A 25,786-nucleotide genomic window follows, 5' to 3' on the forward strand; every position below is an offset into this window, starting at 1 on the left:
TCGCACCGGCAGTGGGGTGCGGCAGCCCTGGAGGGCCGGCGAGATTGTTTTGGAACCCGTTGACCTACACGCCACAACCAGGTGCCGTCCAATGGCATTGCGGGACAGCTGGAATCAGAGGATCCGCAGCTCCCTGCTCATCATTGGCGGTCTTGAAACAAAATCGCCGGACCGGAATCCGGATGTGGATCGGGTTCCAGCCACGATCATTGTCTCACAGGAGCCGTCAAAGCAGGCGTAGGCGGGGCCGGAAGCGCACCAGGTGCGGCCGGGCACGGCGGACGGGGCCATTTTCCGGCGCTGTTCAGCCTGCGGCGTTACAATCGGGGCAAGAAGCACCCGGTCAAGACGACTAAAAAGGACTCAATTTCCATGCCCAGCATCTCCAGCACTGCCGGCGACGCGACCGTGCACCAACCGGGTTCCGGCCCGGCCCCCGCGGAGCGGTCCCTTCCCTCGATGACCCGCGACCGCCCGTTCGCCTGGCTCCTGCTGATCACCGGCGTCATCGGCTGGCTCGCATCCGGTGCCCTGGTGCTGGAGAAGCTGGAGGTCCTGAAGGACCCGAACCACGTCACGGTCTGCGACGTGAACCCATGGATCTCCTGCGGGCAGGTCATGCAGACACCGCAGAGTTCCGTGTTCGGCTTCCCCAACATGTTCATCGGGATCGTCGCCTTCGCCGTGATCATCACCACGGCCATGGGTATCCTCGCCGGCGCCCGGTTCGCCCGGTGGTACTGGCTGGGGCTGCAGGCGGGCGTGACGCTGGGCTTCGCGTTCGTGGTCTGGCTCTGGTCCCAGGCCCTGTATTCCATCCACATCCTGTGCCCGTTCTGCATGATCGTCTGGGCCGTGATGATCCCGCTGTTCGTCTGGGTGAGCGTCCGGAACGTCTCCCACGGCGTGATCGCGCTGCCTGCCGGCCCCACCAAGGTGATCGGCGACTCGGGCTGGATCATTACGGCGCTGCTGTACGTCGCCGTCATCGCGACGATCTTCTTCGCCTTCATCCAGGTCTTCATCGGGACCTCCGGCTACTAAGGGCGCCCAACCGCACCGAGGTGACAGTTAAGGCCAATGCTCGCGCTGAGCATTGGCCTTTGCTGTCACCTCGGTGACATGGTCCGGGCCCATGTCGGGACTTATGGCACGACCCCGCGCGCACAGGTTGGAGAAGGCTGGAGAAAGGAAGACAGGAGGCTTCATCGTGACTGTTCTTGTTGCCTATGCAAGCGCCTTGGGGTCCACCCGGGAGATAGCCCAACATATGGCGTCCCGGATGGCGGTTGTGCTGGGCGAGGTGGAGTGCCGGTCCGTGGAGGAAGTCGAGGCCGTCTCGCGCTATGAGGCTGTCGTCGTCGGCAGCGCCATCCACAACCAGGCCTGGCTGCCCCCGGCTTTGCTGTTCTTCAAACACCATGCCCGCGAGCTGGCCAATCGACCCGTCTGGGCCTTCAGCGTAGGGATGGCGGATGCGCTGCCCAAGCCGTTTCGCCGTCGCGGCGCGGCACTGCAACAGGAACGTCTGGCCGAAGTCCTGAACAAGGAAGTTTCGCTTCGGGACCACAAAATCCTCTCCGGCGTCTACCAGGCCGGCCAGATGCCGGCACCGCTCCGGATGGTGTTCCGGCTAGTCGGCGGCCGTTTTGGGGATTTGCGGGACTGGGCGGCTGTCGACGACTGGACGGACCAGATTACGGACCAACTCGCAAAACCTGCTTCGTCCACATCTTCAGGCAGCATCACAGGATAATGCCATCGAGACTGCACAGTCCGGCCCGGCCGCCTGGCGGGGTGGAGCGTGCCCGGGAGGCCCCATGACGGTTGTGAGCATTCGCACCGAACGAGGGGACATGCCAGCCTACGCGGCGACGCCGGCCGGTGCCGGTCCGTGGCCCGGGGTCGTCGTCATCCATGACGCACTCGGCCTAAGCCGTGACACCAGGGGCCAGGCCGACTGGCTGGCCAGCGAGGGGTTCCTCGCCGTGGCGCCCGACTTGTTTTACTGGGGCAGCAGGGCCACTTGCTTGTGGTCCCTCATCCGCGGCTGGCGGCCACTCGGCGACCTGGACGCCAGCCGCGCCTGGCTGGCCGGACAGGACGGCTGCACCGGCCGGATCGGCGTGATCGGCTTCTGCATGGGCGGCGGGTTCGCCCTCATGCTGGCCCCGGACCATGACTTCGCCGCGGCAAGCGTCAACTACGGCGGACTCGATGACGAAACCGCCCGCGCAATTTCCCGCGCCTGCCCCATCGTTGGCAGCTACGGCGGCAGGGACCGCTGGCCCGGAGTGCGCAAGGTCCCGGCCCGTCTGGAGCCGCTGCTCGCCGAGGCCGGAATAGACCATGACATCAAGGTCTATCCCGACGCCGGTCACGGATTCCTCAACAGGCATGGCCCGTCGGATCTCACGTTCGGGGACAAGTTGCTCGCGAAGCTGGTCGCTGCCGGTTACCACGAGCCCTCCGCCGAGGACGCGCGCGTGCGCATCCTCGGCTTCTTCCGGGAACACCTGACCACCCCTGAGGGGGAAGCTAGATAATGCACCCTGCACCGAGGGGATCCCTGCTGGCAGCCGGTGCCGTGGCCGTTTTCACCACCGGCTACCTGGCCGTTGTGCGGCCACGCCTGCTTCGCTGGGGTGCGACCGTTGACGAAGCGCGGGGACCTTACCCGGGCGCCGGGTTGATTCCGGGCAGCACCCGAAGCGCGACCATGGCCGTCACCATCGATGCGCCCCCTTCCCGCGTGTGGCCCTGGCTGGTGCAGATGGGAACGGATCGCGCCGGCTGGTACAGCTGGGACCGTCTCGACAACTTCAGGCGCCGCAGCGCAGAGAGCATCCATCCGGAGTGGCAGGACATCGCCATCGGTGACCGTCTGGCGGCGAAGCCCGACGGCAGCGAGTGGTGGGCGGTCGCGGCGCTTGAACCCGAGAGGTTCCTGGGCCTGCGGATGTCGGTCGATCTCCGCGGGCGTCCATTCGACCCCGCACGAACCCGGCCCCGCTATTACACCGACTCGCTCTGGGGATTCGAGTTGCGGGAGGCCCCGGGTGAGCGCACCCGGCTGGTAGTCAGCGGGTACTGGTCGCTACGGCCACAATGGCTGCAACCCATCATGAGCATTGCCATGCTGGAGCCCGCGCACTGGGTCATGCAGACCCGTCAGTTCTCGAATCTGGTGCGCCTCGCCAGCCGTTGAGAATGCACCCGGCCCGGAAGGCCCGGAGCGCGCAGCGAACCCCTCCGCCGCGAGGTGCCCGATCGCGGCGGGACAGTTAAGGCCAATGAACGCGTGCGTTCATTGGCCTTAAACTGTCCCCTCGGTCCTGAGGGTGTCCCGAAACCTGGGCTAGAACCAGATCTTGATCTCGCGCTCGGCGGATTCCGCCGAATCCGAGCCGTGGACCAGGTTCTGCTGTACCTTCAGGCCCCAGTCGCGGCCGAAGTCGCCGCGGATGGTGCCGGGCGCCGCCGTCGTCGGGTCCGTGGTGCCGGCGAGGGTGCGGAAGCCCTCGATCACGCGGTGGCCCTCGAAGATCGCGGCGACCACGGGGCCGCTGAGCATGAACTCAACCAGCGGCTCGTAGAACGGCTTGCCGACGTGCTCCTCGTAGTGCTGCTCCAGCAGTTCGCGGCTCGCGTCGACCTTCTTGAGCTCGGCCAGGGTGTAGCCCTTGGCTTCGATCCGGCTCAGGATGGCGCCGGACAGGTTGCGGGCGACGCCGTCGGGCTTGATCAGGACGAGGGTGCGCTCAATGCTCACAGCTGCTCCAATGTGTTGGGGTGGGATTCGGGTCAAGTCTACGGGGTTCGGGCCAAGTGCCGGGGATGGACGTTCAGGCGCTGTTACCGGGCGCGGGGCCCTGGGGGTGGGCGGCATCCCAGTCAGCCTGCTCGCGCTCCCGTTGGGCGGCTTCGCGGTCAATCCGGATGCCGGTCCGGATCCCGTACCACCACGCCACGGCGAAGAGCGCGCCGACGAGGTACATGGCTGGTTCCACGATGCCGCCCAGGATCAGCACGAGCTGCAGGATCCAGCCCAGGGCCACTCCCCACGGCTTCGAGAGGACCGCGCAGGTGAAGACGAAGACCAGGCACAGGCCGATCCCGACCGAGAAGACCAGGGCCGCAGGGTATTCGTTCCGGTGCAGTCCAAAGACGGCCAGTGTCCCGAAGAGCACCACGAACGCTTCCAGCAACAGGACCGTGGAGGCGAACATGACCTTCGTGGAACGTCGTTTCTTGGGCATACCCGGGCGCCATTCGCGCTGGGCTTTGGTGAGTTTCGCCATCGCCTACGCGTCCGCCTTTCCGAGCAGGATCCGGGCGTCCGCGACGAGCGTGATCGAGCCCGTCACGAGGACCCCGCCGGCGAGCTCGTCGTCGGCTTCGGCACGTTCCACGGCCCATTCGAGGGCGTCGTCGAGCTTCTCGGCGACGTGGATGTTCTCCTCGCCGAAGCCCAGGTCAACCGCGATCTCGGCCAGGTCCTCGGCCGGGACGGCCCGGGGCGAGTTGGACTGGGTGAAGCAGTATTCGGTGGCGAGCCCGCCCAGGGATTCCTTGAGCTGGCGCAGGATTTCCTCGGCGTCTTTTTCCCGCAGCACACCGACCACCACCACCAGCTTGGTGAAGTTGAAGGCCTCGTGGATGGCCTCGGCGGAGACCCGGATGCCCTCCGGGTTGTGGGCGGCGTCCACGATGATGGTCGGCGCGGTGCGGACCACCTCGAGCCGGCCCGGGGAGGTGACGGAGGCGAAGGCCTCCTGCAGGATCTCGGCGTCGATCGCCTTTTCCCCGCCGAAGAACGCTTCCAGCGCGGCAATGGCGACGGCGGCGTTCTCGGCCTGGTGCGCGCCGTGCAGCGGTACCAGCAGGTCCTCGTAGCGGCCCGCGATGCCCTGGATGGTCACCATCTGGCCGCCCACCGCGACGGTGCGGGATTCAACGCCGAACTCCACGCCCTCGAAGCGGAACGGCACGTTGACTTCCTTGGCCTTCTCCAGCAGGACCTGGGCCGCGTCGACCGGCTGCGCCGCGCTGATGAGGAAGCCGCCGGGCTTGATGATGCCGGCTTTCTCATAGGCGATGTCCCCGGTGGTGTAGCCCAGCAAATCGGTGTGGTCCAGGGAGATCGGGGTGATCACGGCCACCTGGCCGTCGCCGACGTTCGTGGCGTCGGTGATGCCGCCCAGGCCCACTTCCATGACCGCGACGTTGACCGGCTGGTCCGCGAAGACCGCGAAGCCCAGGATGGTCAGGCACTCGAAGTAGGTCAGCCGGGGCTGGCCCGCCGCCTCGAGTTCGCCGTCCACGATCTGCAGGTAGGGTCGGATCTCGTCCCAGATCCGGACGAACGTCTCATCCGGCACCGGGGCACCGTCGATGCTGATCCGCTCGGTGACCTTGGACAGGTGCGGGCTCGTGTAGCGGCCGGTGCTCAGGCCGTGGGCGCGCAGCCCTGCCTCGATCATCCGGGCTGTGGAGGTCTTGCCGTTGGTGCCGGTGACGTGGATGATCGGGAACGCCTTGTTCGGCTCCCCCAGGATTTCCATGGCCCGGTGCAGCGGGGCGAGCCGCGGCTCCATTTTGTTTTCCGGCGCCCGGCCCAGGAGCTCGGCGTAGACGCTTTCCACGGAGAATTCGTCGGTCATGGCTTAGGCTCCAACTTTCTTGGCGACGCTGACCTGCGGGTCCTTGACGTCGGCCGCCAGGGTTTCCAGCTCGACGGTCAGGGTTTCGGTCTTGACCAGCTCCGCGTTGGCCAGCAGGGCCTCGACGACGTCCTGCTTCGCCGTGACGGACGTGCTGATCCGGTCGCTGACATTGAGTCCGGCGTCCTTGCGGGCCTGCTGGATGGCGCGGACCATGTCACGTGCCATACCTTCGGCCTCCAGCTCCGGGGTGACCTCGGTGTTGAGGACCACGAACCCGCCGCCGGGAAGCACGGCCGCCGCGCGGGATCCTGCGCCCTCCGCAGCTTCCGCCACGACGGTTTCCAGGGTGTACTCCTGCGGCTCGAGGTCGAGGCCGCCGGCGGTGACCACCCCGGCGTCGCTGACGGACCAGTCACCGGACTTGGAGCCCTTGATGGCCTGCTGGACGTTCTTGCCCAGGCGCGGTCCGGCGGCCCGGGCGTTGACCACGAGCTTCTGTTCGATGCCGAACTCCTCCGGGGAGGCGTGCTCGGCGTCGAGCAGGCGGACCGAGCGCAGGTTCAGTTCATCGGCGACGACGGCGGCGAAGCCTCCCAGCGCGTCCGCGCCGGGTGCCACCACCGTGAGTTCCTGCAGCGGCAGGCGCACGCGCAGGTTTGCGGCCTTGCGCAGCGAGGAGCCGGTGGAGCAGATCTGCTGCACGCGGTCCATGGCCTGGACCAGTCCCGGATTGGCCGGGTAGAGTCCGGCGTCCGGCCAGTCGGCCAGGTGCACGGAGCGCCCGCCGGTGAGACCGCGCCAGATCTCCTCGGAGACCAGCGGCAGCAGGGACGCGGCCACGCGGGTGACGGTTTCCAGCGCGGTATAAAGCGCGTCGAAGGCGTCGACGCTCTCGTCGAAGAAGCGCTGGCGGCTGCGGCGGACGTACCAGTTGGTGAGCATGTCCAGGTAGCTGCGGAGCTCGTCGCAGGCTCCGGAGATGTCGTAGCTGTCCAGCTGGGCGGTCATGTTCCGGACGAGGTCTCCGGTGTTGGCCATCAGGTACTGGTCCAGGGTGTCGGCGTAGCCGTCGTAGCGGAGCTTCGCGTCGTAGCCGTTCCCGCCAGCCGAAGCGTTCGTGTACAGCGTGAAGAAGCTGTACACGTTCCACAGCGGCAGGATGACCTGGCGGACGCCGTCGCGGATGCCCTGTTCGGTGACCACGAGGTTGCCGCCGCGCAGGATCGGGCTGGACATCAGGAACCAGCGCATGGCGTCGGAGCCGTCACGGTCCAGGACCTCGGAGACGTCCGGGTAGTTGCGCAGGCTCTTGGACATCTTCTGCCCGTCCGAACCCAGCACGATGCCGTGGCTGATGACGTTGCGGAAGGCCGGGCGGTCGAACAGCGCGGTGGAGAGGATGTGGAGCATGTAGAACCAGCCGCGGGTCTGGCCGATGTACTCGACGATGAAGTCCGCCGGGTTGTGGGTGTCGAACCATTCCTCGTTCTGGAACGGGTAGTGGACCTGGCCGTAGGGCATGGACCCGGAGTCGAACCAGACGTCCAGGACGTCCTCGACGCGGCGCATCACGGACTGGCCCTCTTCCGGGGTGCGGGGGTCATCCGGGTTCGGGCGGGTGAGCTCGTCGATGAACGGCCGGTGCAGGTCCACCTGGCCGTCGTTGTTCAGCGGCAGGCGGCCGAAGTCGGCCTCGATCTCGGCCAGGGAGCCGTAGACGTCGGTGCGCGGGTAGTCCGGGTCGGTGGACTGCCAGACGGGGATGGGGCTGCCCCAGTAGCGGTTGCGGCTGATGGACCAGTCGCGGGCGTTGGCGAGCCACTTGCCGAACTGGCCGTCCTTGACGTTGCCCGGGATCCAGTTGATGTCCTGGTTGAGCTCGGACATGCGGTCCTTGAACTTGGTGACCTCGACGTACCAGGAGGACACGGCGCGGTAGATCAGCGGGTTGCGGCAGCGCCAGCAGTGCGGGTAGCTGTGCTCATAGCTCGCCTGGCGGACCAGGCGGCCCTGGGCGCGGAGCACCTGGGTGATGGGCTTGTTGGCCTCGAACACCTGCAGCCCGGCGATGTCGGCGAGGTCGCCGTGGCCGAAGAGCGGCAGGAACTTTGCGCCCTCGTCGACCGAGAGGACCACGGGGATGCCGGCCTCTTCGCAGATCTTCTGGTCGTCTTCGCCGTAGGCGGGGGCCTGGTGGACGATGCCGGTGCCGTCGGTGGTGGTGACGTAGTCAGCCACGAGGAAGCGCCAGGCGTTCTCGGTGCCGTACTTTTCGGCGTCGTGGAAGTAGTCCCAAAGCGGCTCGTAGCTCAGGCCGTTGAGTTCGGCGCCGGTGTGGCGGGAGGAGATGGCGGCTTCCGCGGCGGCGGCGCCCTCGGCCCCGTCGCCGTAGCCGAGGTCCTTGGCGTAGGCGGCCAGGAGGTCAGCGGCGAGGAGGAAGCTGCCCGTGACGGGCGCGTCGGCTGCGGCGGCCTTGATCCCGTGCGGGCCGGCCGGCAGGACCACGTAGCTGATGTCGGGCCCGACGGCGAGCGCGAGGTTGGTCGGCAGCGTCCAGGGCGTGGTGGTCCAGGCGAGCGCCTGCACCCCGGCGAGCTGCCTGGACAGCTCCGACTCCCCCGCCGTGATGGGGAACGTGACGGTGACGGTCTGGTCCTGGCGGTTCTTGTAGACGTCGTCGTCCATGCGCAGCTCATGGTTGGACAGCGGCGTCTCGTCCTTCCAGCAGTACGGCAGGACACGGTAGCCGTTGTAGGTCAGGCCCTTTTCGTGCAGCTGCTTGAAGGCCCACAGCACGGACTCCATGTATTCGACGTTGAGCGTCTTGTAGTCGTTCTCGAAGTCCACCCAGCGCGCCTGGCGGGTGACGTAGCTCTTCCACTCGTCGGCGTACTTCATGACGGAGGCGCGGCAGGCGTCGTTGAACTTGTCGATGCCCATGGCCTCGATCTGGGTCTTGTCCGTCATGCCGAGCTGCTTCATGGCTTCCAGCTCGGCGGGAAGTCCGTGCGTGTCCCAGCCGAAGCGGCGCTCCACCCGGCGGCCGCGCTGGGTCTGGTAGCGGCCCACGAGGTCCTTGGCGTAGCCGGTCAGGAGGTGGCCGTAGTGCGGCAGGCCGTTGGCGAAGGGCGGGCCGTCGTAGAAGACGAATTCGTTGCTGCCGTCTTTGCCGGCATCGCGCTGGTCGATGCTGGCCTGGAAGGTACCGTCCTGGTCCCAGTACTTGAGGATGCGCTCTTCGATCTCCGGGAACTTCACGGAGGCGGACACGCCTGAGGTGGTGGAGGCAGAAGTGTTGGAAGCAGCGGTGGAACCGGCGCCTGCGGGTGCGGCGGAGGCCTTGGGGTAGTAAGTCATCTCGACATCCTGGGTTGAGCGGCGAACACATGTATTCATTCAGGATGCGAGGACGGCCCCTGCACTGTCTTTCGACAGCACCGGCTCCGCGGTACCACCTCACTTACCGCCACCGGTTCCCACCCTTCCGGGAAAGGGTCTGCACCGGCGTCGGCCGCTCATTACTGCTGTGACGGGCTTACCCGTCCGGTTCTACTGGCCCAAGCACGCACTGTGGCGACTGAGTCTCCACTGCATGCGGGGGTTTTCTTCCGGAAGCTCACCGGTGATGGCCGGGTCAAAGCTGCTACGTCGATGTTACTGCAAATCACTGGCCCAACGCAGTGACAGGCAGTGACAGGCAGTGACCCTCCGTTTTACAGCGCGGCAATCTCCGCTGTGAGGGGGGCGACGTCGGCGGTCCGACTGCATAGACTCTTGCCATGACCGTCCCCCGGCCGCCCCGGGCCTACCCGTGAAGCGCCGCAGCGCCAGCCGGCGGTGGCACGTGTCCTCTGCCCTCTGCGCCGCGCCCGTTGCGGTGGTCTCCATATTCCGGGCGGTCCCGGCGCCGTGGCCGGCCCCTGTGGTCCAGCTCGTGGCCTACACGCCCTGGTTCGTGCTCCCCGCGGGCGCGGCCCTCCTGCTCGCGCTGCCGGGCCGGCGTCCCTGGGCGGTCCTCCCGGCCGGCGCTCTCCTGGCCCTCCAGCTGCTGTGGCTGTTCCCGCCGGACCGCGTAGCGGACCGGTTCCTGGCCCGGCCGGCGGACCCCTTACAGGGGCAGGAACAGGACACGGCACGGGACACGGGACAGCGGCCGGCGGCGGAACTGACGGTCATGAGCCTCAACGCCTGGAAAGGCCAGGCGGACGCCGCGGAAGTGGTCCGGCTGGTGCGTGAAAACAGCGTCGGGTTCCTTGCCGTCCAGGAACTCTCGCCGGCCCTGGAAAAACGGCTGGACGCGGAGGGGCTGGGCGCGCTGCTTCCGCACCGGATCAGCCGTTCGAGGGACGGCGCGGGCGGCGGTGCCGTGTACTCCTCCCGCCCGATGATTCCGGTGGACTCCGTGGACGGTTCCGCCTTCCACATGCCCACAGTGCAGTTGGAGCTCGACGCCGGCGGCCGGCCGGCCCCCCTCACCGTCACCAACGTGCACACCAAGGCTCCGGTGTGGGGCCGGGCCGGGCAGTGGCGGAGCGAATTGGCTGCCCTGGGCCGCCTTGCCGCCCGTCCCGGCAACATGCTGCTGCTGGGCGACTTCAACGCCACCCTCGACCACGCGGAGTTCCGCCAGATCCTTCAGGGCCCGGACGGTACCGGGCCCGATGGCCCCCGCGTCGACGCCGGCGCCGCCGCCCTGGCGCGGCTGGTGACGACCTGGCCCATGGCCGGGCCCCCGCTGCCGGGCGTGGTGATCGACCACATCGTGACCGGCCCGCGGGTGCGCAGCAGCGGCTATGCCGTGCTGCCGGTGGCCGGGACGGACCACGCGGCGGTCCTGGCCACGTTGTCCGTCCCGGCGGCGGACTAGCTGCGCGGCAGTTTCATGCCGGACTCGGCCATCACGTCCCGGAGCCGGTCCGGGTAATCGGTGATCAGCCCGTCCACGCCGGCACCGATGAGCGCCCGCATGGTGGGCTTGTCATCAACGGTCCACGGAATGACCTGCATGCCGGCCGCATGGGCACGGCGGACCATGTCGGCGGTGACGTACGGAACATAGCCCGGATCCGTCACGGCGCCGTTCTGCGGCGTGCCGTGCACCGGTGAGATGGCATCGAAGCCCAGGGAGGAGGCTGCGGCGACGAGGTCACCGCCGAAGTCATCGGCGTCGATGCCGCCCAGCCACGGCGACTTGCCCGGCTGGCCTGCCTGGAGGAAGTCCTTGTTAGTCAGGGCCACGGTGCGGATCTGGGGATCCTGCTGCTGCACCAGGCGCAACGAACCCCAGTCGAAGCTCTGGATTGAGACACGGCTCTGCATGTGGGCGGCCTTGATTTCGCGGAGGGCGACGTCGACGAACTGCTCACGCGGCGCGGTTTCCTGCGGCGCACCTGCCTCCACCTTGGTTTCGATATTGAACTTCACCCGGCTGGCGCGGCGGGAGTCCGCCAACGCGAAGACCTCGGCCAGCGTGGGCATCTTGGCCGCCGGCGAGGCCGCCTGGCCCGGGAACTGGGGCAGCGTGAGGCTCCCGCAGTCCAGGCTCCGGACCTGCGCGAACGTCAGGTCCTTGATGTATTTGCCCACGTAAGGGAACTGGGGGTCGTTCGGCGTGACAGGAGCCGTGTCCAGGCACTTCTGGCCGCTGATCTTGCGGTCGTGGGTGATGACCTCGTGGCCGTCCTTGGTGATCTGGAGGTCAAGCTCAAGGGTGGAGACGCCGGTCTCGATCCCCTTCGCGAACGACGCCAGGGTTGACTCGACGCTCAAGCCGATGCCGCCTCGATGGGCCTCGAGGTCAAAGTGGTTGTCCTGGCCGTTGGGGTTCGTGTCGGCAGCGTTTGCCTGGGCGGCGGCGGTGAGGAGCAGGGCTGCGCTGAGTACGGCAGCGCCGAGCTTCGTCGGGGTTCGCATGGGAAAGATCTCCACTCTGGTGGTGTGCAGTTGCATGCGCAACCTTGCCCAACCCCGGCCAACTACGGACCAGCAATGCCTGACCTCCGCCCCACGCGGCGGTGAACGTCCGGTGTCGCCGCCGGACGCCCGCCGTCGGGCCTGGCCCTGGGCACGGCCTGGACCGGAGCCCAGCGCCCTTAGCCCTTAGCCCTTAGCCCAGGTCCGGGCCCTACTGGCTCTTGCGGATCAGCTTGTAGTTGGCCGCTTGCGCTACCGGGCGGATCACGATCTGGTCCAGGTTGACGTGGTGTGGCGCCACGACGGCGTAGCGGACCACATCGGCCACGTCCTCGGCGGTCAGCGGCTTCTCGACTCCCTGGTACACCTTGGCTGCCGCGTCCTGGTCGCCGAGGCGGTTGAGGGCGAACTCCTCGGTCTGCACCAGCCCGGGGGCCACCTCGATCACGCGGAGGTTGTGCTCGGCCTCTTCGAGCCGCAGGGCGCCTGTCAGGGCGTGCTGGGCGAACTTGGCCGCGTTGTAGCCTCCGCCGCCCTCATAGGCCGCGAGCCCGGCCGTGGAGGTCAGGTTCAGCACGGTGCCCTCGCCGCAGGCACGCAGCATGGGCAGGAACGCGCGGATCAGCTTCATGCTGCCCAGCACGTTGACCTGGAACATCCATTCCCAGTCCTCGGTCTTGGCCCCGGCAATCTTGTCGGCGCCGCGGGCACCGCCCGCGATGTTGATCAGCGTGTCGATGCCGCCGGCGCGGGTCACTGCATCGAGCAGCCGGGCCACATCGGCGTCGTCGGTCACATCGGCGGGAAGAGCGACGGCGCCGGTTTCGGCGGCGAGCGCTTCGAGCCGGTCGGCACGGCGGGCGACGGCGAACACGGTCCAGCCTTCCTTGCGGAGCGAACGCACCGTGGCCTCGCCGATTCCGGTGCTGGCGCCGGTGACCACTGCTGCTTTGGCCACTGCTGCGTTGAATTCCTGTGTCGTGAATTCTTGTGTGTTGTTGTCGATTCCCTCAGTCATGGCACCACCCTAACGGCAATCGCGGGCTCATTTCCTGCTGTTGCGGCCTCGCTCCAGGAACTCCTGAAGCACCCGGGCATGGTTGGTCTCCGGGTCCCGGGCGCCGAAGAGCAGCGTCACTTTCCCGTGCTCCGCCGCGAGTCCGTACAGCGTCTGCACCGCGGGGTTGGTTTCCAGCTCCGCTTCATAGGCCGCCCGGAACTGCGCGAACCGCTCCTGCATGTGCGCGAATTCCTTGCGCAGCGGCGGTGACGGCGCCACGTCCTTGAGCCAGAGCTCCAGTTGGGCCCTTTCCTTGCTGACTCCCCGCGGCCAGAGCCGGTCCACCAGGACCCGGCAGCCGTCGTCGTCGGAAGGATCCGCATAGACGCGCTTGATCGCGAAGGCTCCGGCAGAATTTCTCTCAGAATTGCCCATCTGCGCATGCTACTTCACGTTACTTCGGCGGCTCCCGCACCCGGAGAACCCGCCGCCGGTGCGTTCCGGTACATAAGGGGATGGCAGTTAGTGGAAGAATTGGCCCATGGCTGAAGACAATCAGGGTACAGACACGCCCACCACCGCCCCCATCAACGTTCCGGACAAGCCCGCCCTGGAGGGGCTGGAAGAGGCGCTCACGCGGCGCTGGCTTGAGGAAGGGACCTACAAGTTCACCCAGGACACCACCCGGGAACAGGTCTACTCGATCGACACTCCCCCGCCTACCGCGTCGGGATCCCTCCATGTCGGACACATGTTCTCCTACACCCAGACCGACGTCCTGGCGCGCTACCAGCGCATGACCGGCAAGAACGTCTTCTACCCCATGGGCTGGGACGACAACGGCCTGCCCACCGAGCGCCGCGTCCAGAACTACTACGGCGTGCGCTGCGACCCGGCGATCGCCTACGACGCCGGCTACCGCCCCCCGGCCGAGCCCGCCAAGAACCAGCGCGACTTCGACGTCATCTCCCGCAAGAACTTTATCGAGCTGTGCGAAGAGCTCGCGGTCGAGGACGAGAAGGTCTTCGAGCACCTCTTCCAGACCCTGGGCCTGTCCGTGGACTGGGACCTGACCTACCGGACCATCGATGACAAGTCCCGCGCCATCTCGCAGCGGGCCTTCCTGGCCAACCTGGCCGCCGGCGACGCGTACATGGCCGAGGCCCCCACCCTGTGGGATGTCACGTTCCGCACCGCGGTGGCCCAGGCCGAGCTTGAAGACCGCGAGGTCGCTGGCGCCTACTACCGCTACCCGTTCTTCACCGAAGACGGCGAGAAGATCTTCATCGAGACCACCCGCCCCGAGCTGCTGGCCGCCTGCGCCGCGCTCGTGGCCAACCCCGATGACGAGCGCTACAAGCCGCTGTTCGGCAAGAAGGTCACCTCACCGCTGTTCGGCGTAGAGGTGGAGGTCAAGGCCCACCCGCTGGCCAAGGCGGACAAGGGCTCCGGCGTCGCCATGGTCTGCACCTTCGGCGACCTCACCGACGTCACCTGGTGGCGCGAGCTGCAGCTGCCCACCCGCGCGATCGTGGGCCGGGACGGCCGCATCATCGGCGAGACCCCGGAGTGGATCACCACCGAAGAAGGCCGCGCCAACTTCGCGGCCATCGCCGGCAAGACGGTGTTCAGTGCCAAGGAGTCCGTGGTGGAGCTCCTGGCCGCCGCGGACCTGCTCGACGGCGAGCCCAAGAAGATCATGCACCCGGTGAACTTCTTCGAGAAGGGTGACAAGCCTCTCGAGGTCGTCACCTCGCGCCAGTGGTACATCCGCAACGGCGGCCGCGACGAGGACCGCCGCGAACGGCTGATTGGCCGCGGCAACGAGATCGAGTTCCACCCGGCGTTCATGGGCTCCCGCTACGAGAACTGGATTTCGGGGCTCAATGGCGACTGGCTCGTGTCCCGCCAGCGCTTCTTCGGCGTGCCGGTGCCGGTCTGGTACCCGCTCGATGCCGACGGCAACCCCGAGTACGACGCGCCGATCGTTCCGTTCGACGCGCAGCTGCCCGTGGATCCCGCGGCGGATGCGGCCCCCGGCTACGAGGAAGCCCAGCGCGACGTGCCGGGCGGCTTCACCGGCGACGCGGACGTCCTCGATACCTGGGCCACGTCCTCGCTGACCCCGCAGATTGTGGGCGGCTGGAGCACCGACGAGGCGCTCTTCGCCAAGGTCTACCCCTTCGACGTGCGCCCGCAGGGTCATGACATCATCCGGACCTGGCTGTTCTCCTCCGCCGTCCGCGCCGACGCGCTGCAGAAGACCGCACCGTGGAAGCACGCTGCCATTTCCGGCTGGATCCTGGACCCGGACCGGAAGAAGATGTCCAAATCCAAGGGCAACGTCATTGTGCCCACGGATGTGCTGGAGGAGTACGGCTCCGACGCCGTGCGCTACTGGGCTGCCTCGGCCAAGCTCGGCGCGGACACCGCCTACGAGATCGCGCAGATGAAGATCGGCCGCCGCCTGGCGATCAAGCTGCTCAACGCCTCCAAGTTCGTCCTGAACCTGGGCGCCACCGAGGACTCGGTCGTCTCCGGTGACCTGTCCGTGCTGAGCAACCCGCTGGACCGGGCCGTCCTGGCCCAGCTCGCCGACGTCGTTCAGCAGGCCACCAAGGCCTTCGAGGGCTACGACTACGCCCGGGCGCTGCAGATCACCGAGAGCTTCTTCTGGAACTTCACCGACGACTACGTGGAGCTCATCAAGGACCGCGCCTACGGTGCGGCCGGCGAGGAGCAGCAGGCGTCCGTGCTGGCCGCCCTCGCGACGAGCCTGGACACCCTCCTGCGGCTCTTTGCGCCGTTCCTGCCGTTCGCCACGGAGGAAGTCTGGAGCTGGTGGCGCACCGGTTCCGTGCACCGCGCCCAGTGGCCCTCCGCCATCGCGGTCGACGGCGACACGACCCTCCTGGCCACGGTGGGCACCGCGCTCAGCGGCATCCGCAAGGCGAAGTCCGAGGCCAAGGTCAAGCAGCGCACCGAGGTGCTCTCCGCGACGATCACGGCCTCGGAATCCCTCACGACCCAGCTCAAGGCCGGCCTCGCCGACCTCAAGGCCGCGGCCAACGCCCGTGAACTGGCGCTTGTCGCCGGCGAGGGCGAACTGGCCGTCAGCGACGTGGTGCTGGCACCGGCCGAGCCGGCCGTCCAGGCGTAAGGCCTGCGCGGCCCGTCCGGGGGCAGACGTTTGGGTCTGGCCTCCGGAGACTGATGAGGGCGCCGTGCCGGGGAAACCTGGCGCGGCGCCCTCGCTCGTCCTCAGGGGCAGAAGCGATCCACGCCGAGGCCTACCTCCGCTGGGCCGCCGGGCAGTCCCACTGCCCGGGCAACCTTCCCGTCACCACCGCCGAACAGACGGAACAGGACCGCGGGCCCTGCCCCGGGTGCATGAGGTCACCCGGTGCGGGTGAGGCGCCGCACCTCACCGGGGGCACAGAATGAGATGCAGCGGTCCGTCGGATCGCCTTGAACCCCAAGAAGAAGCGGAGGTCATACGCATGACTGAGACACTCGATGAACTGGGGCCAGTGGACTGGATCGTCGTTGAATTCCCCGGGCCCGACTTCGGCAAGGGCCAGATCGCCCCGTTCCTGGAGGACCTGGTCCAGCGTGACCTCGTCAGGGTGCTCGACATGGTGTTCCTGAGGAAGACGGAGGACGGCACACTCGAGACGGCGGAGATCTCCGACCTCGACCCGAGCGAGCTCGGCGAGGTGCGCACGGCCGAGGCCGACCTGGCCATGGTGCTCTCTGAGCAGGACGTCATGGACCTGGCCGAGACGATCGCGCCCGGCCACTCCGCCGCGGTGCTCGTCTGGGAGAACCTGTGGGCGGCCCCGTTCGGCACGGCAGTCCGCAAGGCCGGCGGCCAACTCGTGGCCAGCGGCCGGATCCCGACCCAGGCCGTCATCGCCGCCTTCCAGGCCGACGCCGAGGCCGAACAAACGACAGAAGGAGCCTGACATGCCACTGGCAGCACGCCGCAGACGCAGGACCGCCGCCGCCGTCGGCGGGGCCGTTGTGGTCGCCCACGGGATCAACCGTCGCCACGACCGGCGGGACGACCGCCGGGACGACCGCGGCGACCGCCGGGAAGACCGACGCGATTAATACCCGCGACTAACACCCGCGGCTGACCCCACGGAGCCAGCCCCGGGCACGCGCAGGTGCGCATGACCCGCCTTGGGTCATGCGCACCTGCACAAGGCCCACTCCCCACCCGGGGAAGCGCCCCGGGACAGCGATCTGACGAATTTTGGGCACACTTTTTGGGGACTGTTTTTGGGGAAACAATTTTGGTCACCCTGATTTGGGCAAGTCACCCTGTTTTTGGGCAAAGGGGAAGCCCCATCAGCGTTAGCCGTTGGTGGGGCTTCGACTTTTCGATTGTCACGTGACGTCTTAGACAATCTGGCGGGATCCTTAGACTTTCAGGTCTTCCTACCTCGTCACTGGTAGCCATCATCTGACTTTGCCGAAGGCTGCGTCGGATGAGTGTCACTGAATCTTTGGTTCCTGCGTCCCTCTTCTTTCGAAGTGGGTAAGTTCTATTGTTGTCCCCCGGCCCGCCGTGCACAAGAGCCCCGGCAGAACTACATAGGAGTAGTTCTACCGGGGCTCCTGGCAGGCCGGGCAGGGGGCCAGGCCCGGCGTGTTCAGGCCTAGTTGAACACCGGGCTTTCGGTGCGGCTGCGCTTGATTTCGAAGAAGTACGGGAAGGATGCCAGGGTCACCGTGGCGTCCCAGATCTGGCCGGCTTCCTCGCCGCGCGGGATGCGCGTCAGGACCGGGCCGAAGAAGGCCGTGCCGTTGAAGGCGACGACGGGTGTCCCCACGTCCTGTCCAACCAGCGAGATGCCTGCCTCGTGGCTGGCGCGCAGCTGCGCGTCGAATTCGTCGCCCTGGCCCGCGGCCGCAAGCTCGGCCGGCAGTCCTGCCTCGGCCAGCGACTTGGCGATGACCTCGTCGATATCCGTGATGCCTTCGTTGTGGATCTTGGTGCCCATGGAGTCATAGAGCGCCTTGATGTATTCCGCACCATGCTGTTCAGCGGCGGCGGTGATGACGCGGACCGGAGCCCACGCCTTCTTCATGAACTCGCGGTACTGCTCGGGCAGTTCCTCGCGGCCCTCATTGAGCACGGCGAGGCTCATCACATGCCACTCGGTCTTGATGTCGCGGACTTCTTCGACTTCGCCGATCCAGCGGGAGGTGACCCAGGCGAAGGGGCACATCGGGTCGAACCAGAAGTCGGCTTTGTTGGTCATGGTTTCAGACACAGGTGTTCTCCTTAAGAAGTCTGCTTGGGACTGCGCCGGGGCAGATCACACACACGGCGCGCAAAAGAATACAGCGACCTTGGCCGCGTTTATATTCCGGATCAGGCCGACTTGCGGCGCTTGACCTCGTCGTGGGCGATCATCGTGGGCGCGGCCTTCTTGGTCACGACCTCTTCCGTGATCACGACGCTGGCGACGTCGTCGCGGCTGGGGAGGTCGAACATGACCGGGAGCAGGACTTCCTCCATGATGGCGCGGAGCCCCCGGGCTCCGGTGCCGCGCTCCAGCGCCTGGTCGGCAATGGTGTTGAGGGCCTCGTCCTCGAAGATGAGCTCGACGCCGTCGAGCTGGAACATCTTCTGGTACTGCTTGACGAGGGCATTCTTCGGCGTGGACAGGATCTGGATGAGGGCGGCGCGGTCCAGGTTCGAGACGGTCGTGATGACGGGCAGCCGGCCGATGAATTCCGGGATCAGCCCGAACTTGAGCAGGTCTTCCGGCATGACCTCGCCGTAGGAATCCGTGGTGTTCTTGACCTCGTTGAGAGGGGCGCCGAAGCCGATGCCCTTGCGCCCGGACCGCGAACCGATGATGTCCTCGAGCCCGGCGAACGCGCCGGCCACGATGAACAGCACGTTGGTGGTGTCGATCTGGATGAATTCCTGGTGCGGGTGCTTGCGTCCGCCCTGCGGCGGGACCGAGGCCACGGTGCCCTCGAGGATCTTCAGGAGCGCCTGCTGCACGCCCTCCCCCGAGACGTCCCGGGTGATGGACGGATTTTCGCTCTTGCGTGAAATCTTGTCGATCTCATCGATGTAAATGATGCCCTGCTCGGCCTTTTTGACGTCGTAGTCGGCGGCCTGGATGAGCTTGAGGAGGATGTTCTCCACGTCCTCCCCGACGTAGCCGGCCTCCGTCAGGGCCGTGGCGTCGGCGACGGCGAACGGGACGTTGAGGCGGCGGGCGAGAGTTTGGGCCAGGTAGGTCTTGCCGCAGCCGGTGGGGCCGATCAGCAGGATGTTGGACTTGGCGATCTCGACGTCGTCGTGGTGCACGCCGTCGGCGAGGTTGCCGCTCTTCGGCGCGTGGCCGGCCTGGATCCGTTTGTAGTGGTTGTACACAGCGACGGCGAGGGATCGCTTGGCCGGTTCCTGGCCAATCACATATTCCTGCAGGAAATCAAAGATTTCGCGGGGCTTGGGCAGCTCGAAACTGCCCAGGTCAGCTACTTCCGCGAGTTCCTCTTCGATGATCTCGTTGCAGAGTTCGATGCACTCGTCGCAGATGTAGACGCCGGGCCCGGCAATGAGCTTGCGGACCTGCTTCTGGCTCTTTCCGCAGAAAGAACACTTCAGCAGATCTGTGCTCTCGCCAATCCGAGCCATGTGTGAACCCCTTTAGTAGCTTGCTGCTGGCTGTGACATGTTCCACTCTAGGTCACTTTGGGCCCGTTGGGTGGAAAGCGGACGCCGGTGCGGCCAAGTAAAAATGCCGCACCGGCGCCGCGGATTGCTGATTAGCGCGCGATTGCCTGGGGCTTGATCTTGCGGGAATCCAGGACCTGGTCAATGAGGCCGTACTGCATGGCCTCGGCGGCCGTGAGGATCTTGTCCCGCTCGATGTCGTTGTTGACCTGCTCCGGCGTGCGGCCGGAGTGCTTGGCCAGCGTGTCCTCGAGCCAGGAGCGCATGCGCATGACCTCGGCGGCCTGGATCTCCAGGTCCGAGGCCTGCCCGCCCTGTCCGCCGGACAGTGAGGGCTGGTGGATCAGTACGCGGGCGTTCGGCAGCGCGAGGCGCTTGCCCGGCGTGCCGGCCGCGAGCAGCACGGCGGCGGCGCTGGCCGCCTGGCCGAGGCAGACGGTCTGGATCTCAGGCCGGATGTACGTCATGGTGTCGTAGATCGCGGTCATGGCGGTGAAGGAACCGCCCGGGGAGTTGATGTAGAGCGTGATGTCGCGGTCCGGGTCGGTGGACTCGAGCACCAGCAGCTGGGCCATGACGTCGTCGGCCGAGGCGTCGTCGACCTGCACGCCAAGGAAGATGATGCGGTCCTCGAACAGCTTGGTGTACGGGTCCTGGCGCTTGAAGCCGTAGGGGGTGCGCTCTTCGAACTGGGGCAGCACGTAGCGGCTGCTCGGCAGGTTACCGGCAGTCGAACCGAAGTTGTAGTTCATGTTCATTGCTCCTGAATTCATTGCTGTCTACCTGCCGGTCAGTTCTCGGTGGCTGTCGCAGCGCCGCCGCTGTTGCCGGAGCCGTTGGCGTTTGTTCCGCCGCCGCCGGCCACGGATCCGGCGTGCGCGGCGATCTTGTCGAAGAAGCCGTATTCGAGGGCTTCCGGGGCCGTGAACCACTTGTCGCGGTCGTTGTCCTTGAGGATGGTTTCCACGGTCTGCCCGGTCTGGTCGGCGGTCAGTTCGGCCATAACCTTCTTCATGTGCAGAATCAGCTCGGCCTGGATCTTGATGTCCGACGCCGTGCCGCCGATGCCGCCGGAAGGCTGGTGCATGAGGATGCGGGCGTTGGGGGTGGCGTAGCGCTTGCCCTTGGTGCCGGAGGAGAGCAGGAACTGGCCCATGGACGCCGCGAGGCCGGTGGCAACCGTGACAACATCGTTCGGGATGAACTGCATGGTGTCGTAGATGGCCATGCCGGCGGTGACGGAGCCGCCGGGTGAGTTGATGTAAAGGTAGATGTCCCTTTCAGGATTCTCCGCCGAGAGCAGCAGCAGCTGGGAGCAGATCGCGTTGGCGTTATCGTCGCGGACCTCGGAGCCGAGCCAGATGATGCGCTCTTTCAGCAGGCGGTTGTAAATGTAGTTATCCTGGGCTGCCGGATCGACCGTGGCCATCCGGGGTGCCCCTGCTTGCTGTGACATATGTACTTACCTCTCGCTGGCGACGGTGACGCCACTGGACGACATCACTGAACTTTCCTACAGCGACACTAACCGTTTTCACGCCCGCTTTGTTCGCTGGCGCCGGGCTGTTCGCTGACGGCGCACGATTGCCGGAACCCCTCGCGCCGGGTCCCGGATGCGGGGCGTTCGTGGCCCCCGAACCAACCGTGCCGGCCGGGCGTGGCCGCAGGCGGGGACTTAAAGCGGTCGGCCCCCGGATCGGTGATCCGGGGGCCGACTGTTCTAAGTCTCAGGGACTGCTAGAACTTCACTGCTGCGGGGTCATCGCTCGGCGTGGCCTCGGTGGTGGCTTCTTCCGAAGCTGCTTCGTCCTCAACGGTCTCGGCGGCCGGGGCAGCCTCGTCGCCGGGGCGGACGAAATCGCTCAGGTCAACCTTGTTGCCCTCGGAGTCTGTGACCTCGGCCTGGCCCAGCACAACGGCCAGTGCCTTGCGGCGGCGGACCTCGGAAACCATCATGGGCACCTGGCCGCTCTGATCGATGATCTGGGCGAACTGGTTCGGGTCCATGCCGTACTGGCTGGCGGTGGTGACGATGTAGTCGATCAGCTCATTCTGGCTGACGTTGACTTCTTCCTTCTCAGCGATGGCATCGAGGATGATCTCGTTCTGGAAGGCGCGCTCGGTGTTGGCCTTAACCTCGGCGCGGTGTTCCTCGGTGTCGTGCTCGCCTTCACCGTGGGCGTTTTCGGCGCTGAAGTGCTGCTCAAGCTGCTCTTCGACGATCGACGCCGGGACGGGAACCTCGACGAGCTCAACGAGCTTGTCCAGGACCTTGTCGCGGGCCTCGACGCCCTGGTCAACAACCTTGGACTCGGCGGCCTGCTTGGCAAGGTCCTCACGGAGTTCGGCCAGGGTGTCGAATTCGCTGGCGAGCTGGGCGAAGTCGTCGTCGGCGACGGGGAGCTCGCGCTCCTTGACGGCCTTGACGGTGACCTTGACCTGGGCGGACTCGCCGGCGTGCTCGCCGCCGACCAGCGTGGTGTCAAAGATGGCGTCTTCGTCGGCGCTGAGGCCGGTGACGGCCTCGTCGAGGCCTTCAAGCATGGTGCCGGCGCCAACCTGGTAGGACAGGCCGGAGGCGGAGTCAACATCGGCGCCGTCGATCGAGGCTGCGATGTCGATGGTCAGGAAGTCGCCATCGGCGGCCGGGCGGTCCACGGACTTCAGCGTGCCGAAGCGGCCGCGGAGCTCGTCCAGGGCCTTGTCGACGTCGGCGTCCGAAGACTCGGCGGCGGCGACCTCAACCTTGATGCCGGCGTAGTCCGGCAGTTCGATCTCGGGGCGGATGTCAACCTCGGCGTGGAACTTGAGTTCGCCGTCGGTGGCGGACGGGTCCGGAACCTCGGTGATCTCGACCTCGGGGCGGCTCAGGGGGCGGATGCCGGTTTCCTGCACGGCGGCCTGGTACCAGCCGTTGAGGCCTTCGTTGATGGCCGTCTCCAGGACGTAGCCGCGGCCAACGCGCTGGTCAATGAGCTTGGAGGGGACCTTGCCCTTGCGGAAACCGGGGACCTGGATCTGCGAAGCAACAGTCTTGTATGCCTCTGCGATGCTGGGCTTCAATTCCTCAAAAGGGACCTCAACATTGAGCTTGACCCGCGTGGGGGTGAGGTTCTCGACAGCGCTCTTCACAGTCTAAGTACTCCTGGTGTGGGGGGTATGGGGTTCTGCATTGCCACGTGCTGGCAGTGCTTGCAGAGTCGGGGTGACAGGATTTGAACCTGCGACTTCCTGCTCCCAAAGCAGGCGCTCTAGCCAAGCTGAGCTACACCCCGTAAGTGCACAGAACAGTCTACGGTCATACTGTGCTGATTTGCACATTTGACACCGGGGCCCTGAATTGGGTTTAGTTGTATCCGGCTTGAACAGCCGCCCGGAAGTTTTACTGGAGTTCCAGTGAGATCCCGGGGACGTAGCTTAATGGTAAAGCCTCAGTCTTCCAAACTGATTACGCGGGTTCGATTCCCGTCGTCCCCTCGGAAATATGACGAAACAAAGCCCCTCCGCGGAGGGGCTTTTTTCATGCCCTTGGCCGTCGATTGCTCCACAACTGCCCTTCTGGAGGCTCAAAAGGGCTGTTGCGGAGCAATGGATGCGGCTGGGCAGGCGTACCGGCTCAGGCCTGCTGGCAGGCGGGGCACCAGTACAGCTTCCGGGCGCCGAGCTCGGTCAGCGCCACCGGCGTTCCGCAGTCGCGGCAGTCGAGTCCGTGCCGCCGGTAGACGAAGTGGGCCTCCTCCGGAGCGGGCAGCACGCCGCGGGCTTCGCCGGCTCCGGCCCCGTTCCAGTACTGCGGCGTCGTGGTGATGATCCGTCCGTCCCTGACGCCGTCGGACATCATGGCCGCGGTGTCGTCCCAGAGCCGGCGGGCCGCGTCCGGTGACAGTTCAGCGCCGGGCAGCCAGGGGTTGAGCCGCTGCCGGAACAGCAGTTCGGCCCGGTAGACGTTCCCGACGCCGGCAATCACCTTTTGGTCCATCAGCAGGGCAGCCAGCGGTGTACGTTTGCCCGCCACGGTGGCGGTGAAGGCGTCCCGGTCGCCCGAAAGGTTCCGCAACGGGTCCGGGCCGAGCCGCGCCAGTACGGCCGCCGCTTCCACGTCCGTGATCGCCTCGCAGGTGGTCGCACCGCGGAGATCGGCCCAGCCGTGCACGCCGGCGAGCCGGACGCGGACGGCACCGACCGGCGCGGGCGGGCCCACGTACGCGGCGGGACCGGCCGCATCACCGTCGTCGTAGACTTCCCGCTCCCCCACCTTCCGGGGCGCGCCGATGCTGGACGCGCCGCGGAAGGTGTCGTCGCCGCCGAAATCCCAGGCGCCGTAGAGCCCCAGGTGGACGTGCAGGAGAAGCCCGTGCCCGAACTCCAGGAAGAGGTGCTTCCCGTGCGCCACGGAACCGACGAGGGTGTGGCCGTCCAGCAGCGCCGCGCCTTGGGCAAACCGGCCCTGCGGACTGGAGACCGCGAGCCGCTCCCCCGCGAAAACGTCCCCGAACTGGCGGGCCAGCCGGTGGACGGAATGCCCCTCCGGCACTAGTCGATAACCTCGCCGGTGCGCTCGTACGTGGCGATCTTGCCGATCCGGCGGACGTGACGCTCATCGTTGCTGAAGGGTTCGGCCAGGAACGCCTCGATGATTTCCGTGGCCTCGTCGACGCTGTGCTGGCGGCCGCCGACGGCTACGACGTTGGCGTCGTTGTGCTCGCGCGCCAGCTGGGCGGTGGACAGGTTCCAGGCCAGCGCGGCACGGACGCCCTTGACCTTGTTGGCGGCGATCTGCTCGCCGTTGCCCGAGCCGCCGAGGACGATGCCGAGGGCGTGGGTTCCGGCTTCCTGGTCCGCAACGACGGCGAGGGCGGCGTTGATGCAGAACGACGGGTAGTCATCCAGGGCGTCGTAGACCTTGGGTCCATGGTCCACCACCTCGTACCCCTTGGCGCTGAGGTGGCTGACCAGGTGGGCGCTGAGCTCCATTCCGGCGTGGTCGGTGGCAATGTGCACGCGGGGCAGGTCAGAAATGGTCACGGCTGTTCCGTTCGGTTGCGGCGCCGGGCGGCGGCCGGGGGCGGTTGGGGTCTGGTCCAAGCGTACTAGGCCGGGTCTTCCGGGACGGTTCCGCAGCCGGCCGGACGCCGCACTGGGCGGTCGTGTTACACAGGCCCGGCACGCCGTCGTACTCCGCTGTCGTGCTCCACCGTTGATCTACACCGCGGAGCGACACCGCCGTGCTACACCGTTGATCTACACCGCGGAGCGACACCGCCGCGCTACACCGCGGGGGTCCCGCCGTTCCGCCGGGCCCTGTCCGCCACCCGGGACAGTGTTTGGGCGATGTTGTCGGCCGCGGTGGCACTCCCGCCGCTCACCGCCAGCCGGCGCCCGTCCGAGCGGTCGATGACCACCGCGGGGCCGCTGCTGACCAGCATCGCCGTGGTGTTGCCGTGGATCCGGTAGCCCCACCCGCCATAGTCCGCCGCCGTGACGTCCCTGGGCGTGGCGGCGTCGATGGCCGCGGCCGGAACCTCCATGACCCGGACGAACCCTGCCGCGAAGACGTGCAGGCCGCCGCGGTCAACCCGGATCCGGGCCACCAGGAACGCCGCGGCCACCAGGGCCGCCGCCACCAGGAGGACTGACAGCCACGGCACGGCAATGGTCAGGAGGGCGGCCGGCAGAAGCGTTGCGATGCCGAGCATGACGAAGATCGAGCTGCGGGCGTGGACCCAGAGGCTGACCCGGTCCCGGGCCAAATCAGGATCCTGTTCGCGCTCGAGCGCCTGCCGGACGGCGAGGTCGTCATCGACGGACCAGCGCTCGTCGGCTTTGAAGACGAAACCCATGACGATGCCCAGGCCGAGGGCCGCGCCGCTGCCGAGTGCCAGAACCGAGGCGTCCACATGCGATCCCCGCGCATCGGGCAGGCCCAGCTGGCCCACGAGCACGGCGGCGAGGACTGTGGTGACGAAGAGGCTCATGGACAGGCCGGCGCCCATCATGATGCGGCGCATCATTGCGGGGCGGGACAGCGGCACGGCCTGCAGCAGCACGGCCCAGCCGATTACCACGATCAGCGAGGCCCCGGCTCCCACGACCGTGCCGAACGGCGCGAAGTCGGCGGCACCGGCGGCGGTCCAGCGGACGGCGAGCGGCTCGGGCAGATCCCGGCGCACCAGAAGCGCACACACCACGAATCCTGCCGCCAGCATCAGGGGGAAACCGATGGCAAAGCGCAGCGCCCTGGCATCGACTGAGTCACGGATCTTTCCCATGCTCCAACGCTACCGCGGACGCACCTTGAGGGATCTGGGGACGTGCGCAGGTCAGGACGTGGCCGCCCCACACCGCACCCATCTGACGCGAATGGCCGCTAAGGGCAGCGGCTTAGGGGCCTTTCGTGGCAAATCGTGGACTGGGTGCAGAGGCCTTGGGGCCGGACATTGTGATCGGGCTAACTTGCCAAGGGCGGCTGACGTGAAAGAATAATTTCACAGTATCGCCGGC

At 66.9% G+C, this 25,786-nt stretch carries 23 protein-coding genes and 2 tRNA genes; 9 read left to right on the forward strand and 16 right to left on the reverse strand.

Annotated features, from left to right (window positions below; genetic code table 11):
• The first annotated feature begins 372 nt into the window (after window positions 1–372).
• The 4 genes from C566_RS0105585 to C566_RS0105600 all read left to right on the forward strand — a co-directional run bounded on the left by C566_RS0105585 (window position 373) and on the right by C566_RS0105600 (window position 3,208).
• The gene (locus tag C566_RS0105585) at window positions 373–1,044 is read left to right on the forward strand and encodes a vitamin K epoxide reductase family protein (protein WP_018773357.1); all 672 of its coding nucleotides are present in this window, start codon (window positions 373–375) and stop codon (window positions 1,042–1,044) included.
• A 166-nt stretch (window positions 1,045–1,210) separates the two neighbouring features.
• Window positions 1,211–1,756: a flavodoxin domain-containing protein gene (locus C566_RS0105590; RefSeq protein WP_043465752.1), complete on the forward strand. Its 546-nt coding sequence runs from the start codon at window positions 1,211–1,213 to the stop codon at window positions 1,754–1,756.
• A 64-nt stretch (window positions 1,757–1,820) separates the two neighbouring features.
• A complete protein-coding gene (locus C566_RS0105595) occupies window positions 1,821–2,546 on the forward strand; it encodes a dienelactone hydrolase family protein (RefSeq protein ID WP_026266415.1) in 726 nt (241 codons plus the stop codon).
• A gap of 173 nt (window positions 2,547–2,719) precedes the next feature.
• Complete coding sequence (locus C566_RS0105600) at window positions 2,720–3,208, forward strand: hypothetical protein (protein WP_018773360.1); 489 nt, start codon at window positions 2,720–2,722, stop codon at window positions 3,206–3,208.
• Window positions 3,209–3,358: 150 nt separating this feature from the next.
• On the opposite strand, the gene ndk is transcribed toward C566_RS0105600, so the two are convergent.
• From ndk to ileS, 4 genes are all read right to left on the reverse strand, one after another.
• Complete coding sequence (gene ndk, locus C566_RS0105605) at window positions 3,359–3,772, reverse strand: nucleoside-diphosphate kinase (RefSeq protein ID WP_018773361.1); 414 nt, start codon at window positions 3,770–3,772, stop codon at window positions 3,359–3,361.
• Window positions 3,773–3,845: 73 nt separating this feature from the next.
• On the reverse strand, window positions 3,846–4,301 hold the full coding sequence (locus C566_RS0105610) for a DUF4233 domain-containing protein (RefSeq protein WP_026266417.1): 456 nt from the start codon (window positions 4,299–4,301) through the stop codon (window positions 3,846–3,848).
• A 3-nt stretch (window positions 4,302–4,304) separates the two neighbouring features.
• Entirely contained in the window at window positions 4,305–5,663 is a 1,359-nt protein-coding gene (locus C566_RS0105615) for a bifunctional folylpolyglutamate synthase/dihydrofolate synthase (RefSeq protein ID WP_018773363.1), read from the reverse strand.
• A gap of 3 nt (window positions 5,664–5,666) precedes the next feature.
• Window positions 5,667–9,023 (reverse strand): isoleucine--tRNA ligase, encoded by a 3,357-nt coding sequence (ileS, locus tag C566_RS0105620; RefSeq protein WP_018773364.1) that lies wholly within the window; start codon window positions 9,021–9,023, stop codon window positions 5,667–5,669.
• Between the two features lie 454 nt (window positions 9,024–9,477).
• Here ileS and C566_RS0105625 point away from each other — a divergent pair, with 454 nt between their 5' ends.
• The gene (locus C566_RS0105625; protein WP_026266418.1) at window positions 9,478–10,533 is read left to right on the forward strand and encodes an endonuclease/exonuclease/phosphatase family protein; all 1,056 of its coding nucleotides are present in this window, start codon (window positions 9,478–9,480) and stop codon (window positions 10,531–10,533) included.
• Here C566_RS0105625 and C566_RS0105630 read toward each other — a convergent pair.
• The 3 genes from C566_RS0105630 to C566_RS0105640 all read right to left on the reverse strand — a co-directional run bounded on the left by C566_RS0105630 (window position 10,530) and on the right by C566_RS0105640 (window position 13,014).
• Complete coding sequence (locus C566_RS0105630; protein ID WP_018773366.1) at window positions 10,530–11,615, reverse strand: glycerophosphodiester phosphodiesterase; 1,086 nt, start codon at window positions 11,613–11,615, stop codon at window positions 10,530–10,532. The two genes, C566_RS0105625 and C566_RS0105630, sit on opposite strands and share 4 nt — an antisense overlap.
• Before the next feature lie 175 nt (window positions 11,616–11,790).
• Window positions 11,791–12,597, reverse strand: a complete 807-nt coding sequence (locus tag C566_RS0105635; protein ID WP_018773367.1) for an SDR family oxidoreductase — start codon at window positions 12,595–12,597, stop codon at window positions 11,791–11,793.
• Window positions 12,598–12,624: 27 nt separating this feature from the next.
• Window positions 12,625–13,014 (reverse strand): DUF488 domain-containing protein, encoded by a 390-nt coding sequence (locus C566_RS0105640; RefSeq protein ID WP_018773368.1) that lies wholly within the window; start codon window positions 13,012–13,014, stop codon window positions 12,625–12,627.
• Between the two features lie 106 nt (window positions 13,015–13,120).
• Between C566_RS0105640 and valS the strand changes: the two genes are divergently transcribed.
• The 3 genes from valS (at window position 13,121) to C566_RS22635 (ending at window position 16,692) form a co-directional block, all read left to right on the forward strand.
• The gene (gene valS, locus C566_RS0105645) at window positions 13,121–15,739 is read left to right on the forward strand and encodes a valine--tRNA ligase (protein WP_018773369.1); all 2,619 of its coding nucleotides are present in this window, start codon (window positions 13,121–13,123) and stop codon (window positions 15,737–15,739) included.
• 340 nt (window positions 15,740–16,079) lie between these two features.
• The gene (locus tag C566_RS0105650) at window positions 16,080–16,544 is read left to right on the forward strand and encodes a DUF6325 family protein (RefSeq protein ID WP_018773370.1); all 465 of its coding nucleotides are present in this window, start codon (window positions 16,080–16,082) and stop codon (window positions 16,542–16,544) included.
• A 1-nt stretch (window position 16,545) separates the two neighbouring features.
• The gene (locus C566_RS22635) at window positions 16,546–16,692 is read left to right on the forward strand and encodes a hypothetical protein (protein ID WP_018773371.1); all 147 of its coding nucleotides are present in this window, start codon (window positions 16,546–16,548) and stop codon (window positions 16,690–16,692) included.
• A gap of 551 nt (window positions 16,693–17,243) precedes the next feature.
• On the opposite strand, the gene C566_RS0105660 is transcribed toward C566_RS22635, so the two are convergent.
• From C566_RS0105660 to C566_RS0105685, 6 genes are all read right to left on the reverse strand, one after another.
• The gene (locus C566_RS0105660) at window positions 17,244–17,849 is read right to left on the reverse strand and encodes a mycothiol-dependent nitroreductase Rv2466c family protein (RefSeq protein WP_051082259.1); all 606 of its coding nucleotides are present in this window, start codon (window positions 17,847–17,849) and stop codon (window positions 17,244–17,246) included.
• Window positions 17,850–17,962: 113 nt separating this feature from the next.
• Entirely contained in the window at window positions 17,963–19,246 is a 1,284-nt protein-coding gene (gene clpX / locus C566_RS0105665) for an ATP-dependent Clp protease ATP-binding subunit ClpX (RefSeq protein WP_018773373.1), read from the reverse strand.
• Between the two features lie 131 nt (window positions 19,247–19,377).
• Window positions 19,378–20,037 (reverse strand): ATP-dependent Clp protease proteolytic subunit, encoded by a 660-nt coding sequence (locus tag C566_RS0105670; protein ID WP_026266422.1) that lies wholly within the window; start codon window positions 20,035–20,037, stop codon window positions 19,378–19,380.
• A 38-nt stretch (window positions 20,038–20,075) separates the two neighbouring features.
• Window positions 20,076–20,714, reverse strand: coding sequence for an ATP-dependent Clp protease proteolytic subunit (locus C566_RS0105675; RefSeq protein WP_018773375.1), 639 nt, complete (start codon window positions 20,712–20,714; stop codon window positions 20,076–20,078).
• Between the two features lie 308 nt (window positions 20,715–21,022).
• Complete coding sequence (gene tig / locus C566_RS0105680; RefSeq protein ID WP_018773376.1) at window positions 21,023–22,417, reverse strand: trigger factor; 1,395 nt, start codon at window positions 22,415–22,417, stop codon at window positions 21,023–21,025.
• Between the two features lie 68 nt (window positions 22,418–22,485).
• A tRNA-Pro gene (locus tag C566_RS0105685) sits at window positions 22,486–22,560 on the reverse strand.
• Between the two features lie 131 nt (window positions 22,561–22,691).
• Between C566_RS0105685 and C566_RS0105690 the strand changes: the two genes are divergently transcribed.
• Window positions 22,692–22,762, forward strand: a tRNA-Gly gene (locus C566_RS0105690).
• 139 nt (window positions 22,763–22,901) lie between these two features.
• Here C566_RS0105690 and C566_RS0105695 read toward each other — a convergent pair.
• From C566_RS0105695 to C566_RS0105705, 3 genes are all read right to left on the reverse strand, one after another.
• Entirely contained in the window at window positions 22,902–23,819 is a 918-nt protein-coding gene (locus tag C566_RS0105695) for an Fpg/Nei family DNA glycosylase (protein WP_018773377.1), read from the reverse strand.
• Entirely contained in the window at window positions 23,819–24,310 is a 492-nt protein-coding gene (locus C566_RS0105700; protein ID WP_018773378.1) for a ribose-5-phosphate isomerase, read from the reverse strand. The genes C566_RS0105695 and C566_RS0105700 overlap by 1 nt, the downstream gene beginning before the upstream one ends.
• A gap of 242 nt (window positions 24,311–24,552) precedes the next feature.
• Window positions 24,553–25,554 (reverse strand): hypothetical protein, encoded by a 1,002-nt coding sequence (locus C566_RS0105705; RefSeq protein WP_018773379.1) that lies wholly within the window; start codon window positions 25,552–25,554, stop codon window positions 24,553–24,555.
• Between the last annotated feature and the right edge of the window lie 232 nt (window positions 25,555–25,786).

The organism is Arthrobacter sp. 131MFCol6.1, from assembly GCF_000374925.1.
GTDB lineage: Bacteria > Actinomycetota > Actinomycetes > Actinomycetales > Micrococcaceae > Arthrobacter.

Bases quoted from the DNA above. Each gene is read 5' to 3' on its own strand.
- C566_RS0105585 (WP_018773357.1), top strand. From the start codon at position 373: ATGCCCAGCATCTCCAGCACTGCCGGCGACGCGACCGTGCACCAACCG.
- C566_RS0105595 (WP_026266415.1), top strand. From the start codon at position 1,821: ATGACGGTTGTGAGCATTCGCACCGAACGAGGGGACATGCCAGCCTAC.
- C566_RS0105600 (WP_018773360.1), top strand. From the start codon at position 2,720: ATGGCCGTCACCATCGATGCGCCCCCTTCCCGCGTGTGGCCCTGGCTG.
- C566_RS0105610 (WP_026266417.1), bottom strand. From the start codon at position 4,301: ATGGCGAAACTCACCAAAGCCCAGCGCGAATGGCGCCCGGGTATGCCC.
- C566_RS0105615 (WP_018773363.1), bottom strand. From the start codon at position 5,663: ATGACCGACGAATTCTCCGTGGAAAGCGTCTACGCCGAGCTCCTGGGC.
- ileS (WP_018773364.1), bottom strand. From the start codon at position 9,023: ATGACTTACTACCCCAAGGCCTCCGCCGCACCCGCAGGCGCCGGTTCC.
- C566_RS0105630 (WP_018773366.1), bottom strand. From the start codon at position 11,615: ATGCAACTGCACACCACCAGAGTGGAGATCTTTCCCATGCGAACCCCG.
- C566_RS0105635 (WP_018773367.1), bottom strand. From the start codon at position 12,597: ATGACTGAGGGAATCGACAACAACACACAAGAATTCACGACACAGGAA.
- C566_RS0105640 (WP_018773368.1), bottom strand. From the start codon at position 13,014: ATGGGCAATTCTGAGAGAAATTCTGCCGGAGCCTTCGCGATCAAGCGC.
- valS (WP_018773369.1), top strand. From the start codon at position 13,121: ATGGCTGAAGACAATCAGGGTACAGACACGCCCACCACCGCCCCCATC.
- C566_RS0105650 (WP_018773370.1), top strand. From the start codon at position 16,080: ATGACTGAGACACTCGATGAACTGGGGCCAGTGGACTGGATCGTCGTT.
- C566_RS22635 (WP_018773371.1), top strand. From the start codon at position 16,546: ATGCCACTGGCAGCACGCCGCAGACGCAGGACCGCCGCCGCCGTCGGC.
- C566_RS0105660 (WP_051082259.1), bottom strand. From the start codon at position 17,849: ATGACCAACAAAGCCGACTTCTGGTTCGACCCGATGTGCCCCTTCGCC.
- clpX (WP_018773373.1), bottom strand. From the start codon at position 19,246: ATGGCTCGGATTGGCGAGAGCACAGATCTGCTGAAGTGTTCTTTCTGC.
- C566_RS0105670 (WP_026266422.1), bottom strand. From the start codon at position 20,037: ATGAACTACAACTTCGGTTCGACTGCCGGTAACCTGCCGAGCAGCCGC.
- C566_RS0105675 (WP_018773375.1), bottom strand. From the start codon at position 20,714: ATGGCCACGGTCGATCCGGCAGCCCAGGATAACTACATTTACAACCGC.
- C566_RS0105705 (WP_018773379.1), bottom strand. From the start codon at position 25,554: ATGGGAAAGATCCGTGACTCAGTCGATGCCAGGGCGCTGCGCTTTGCC.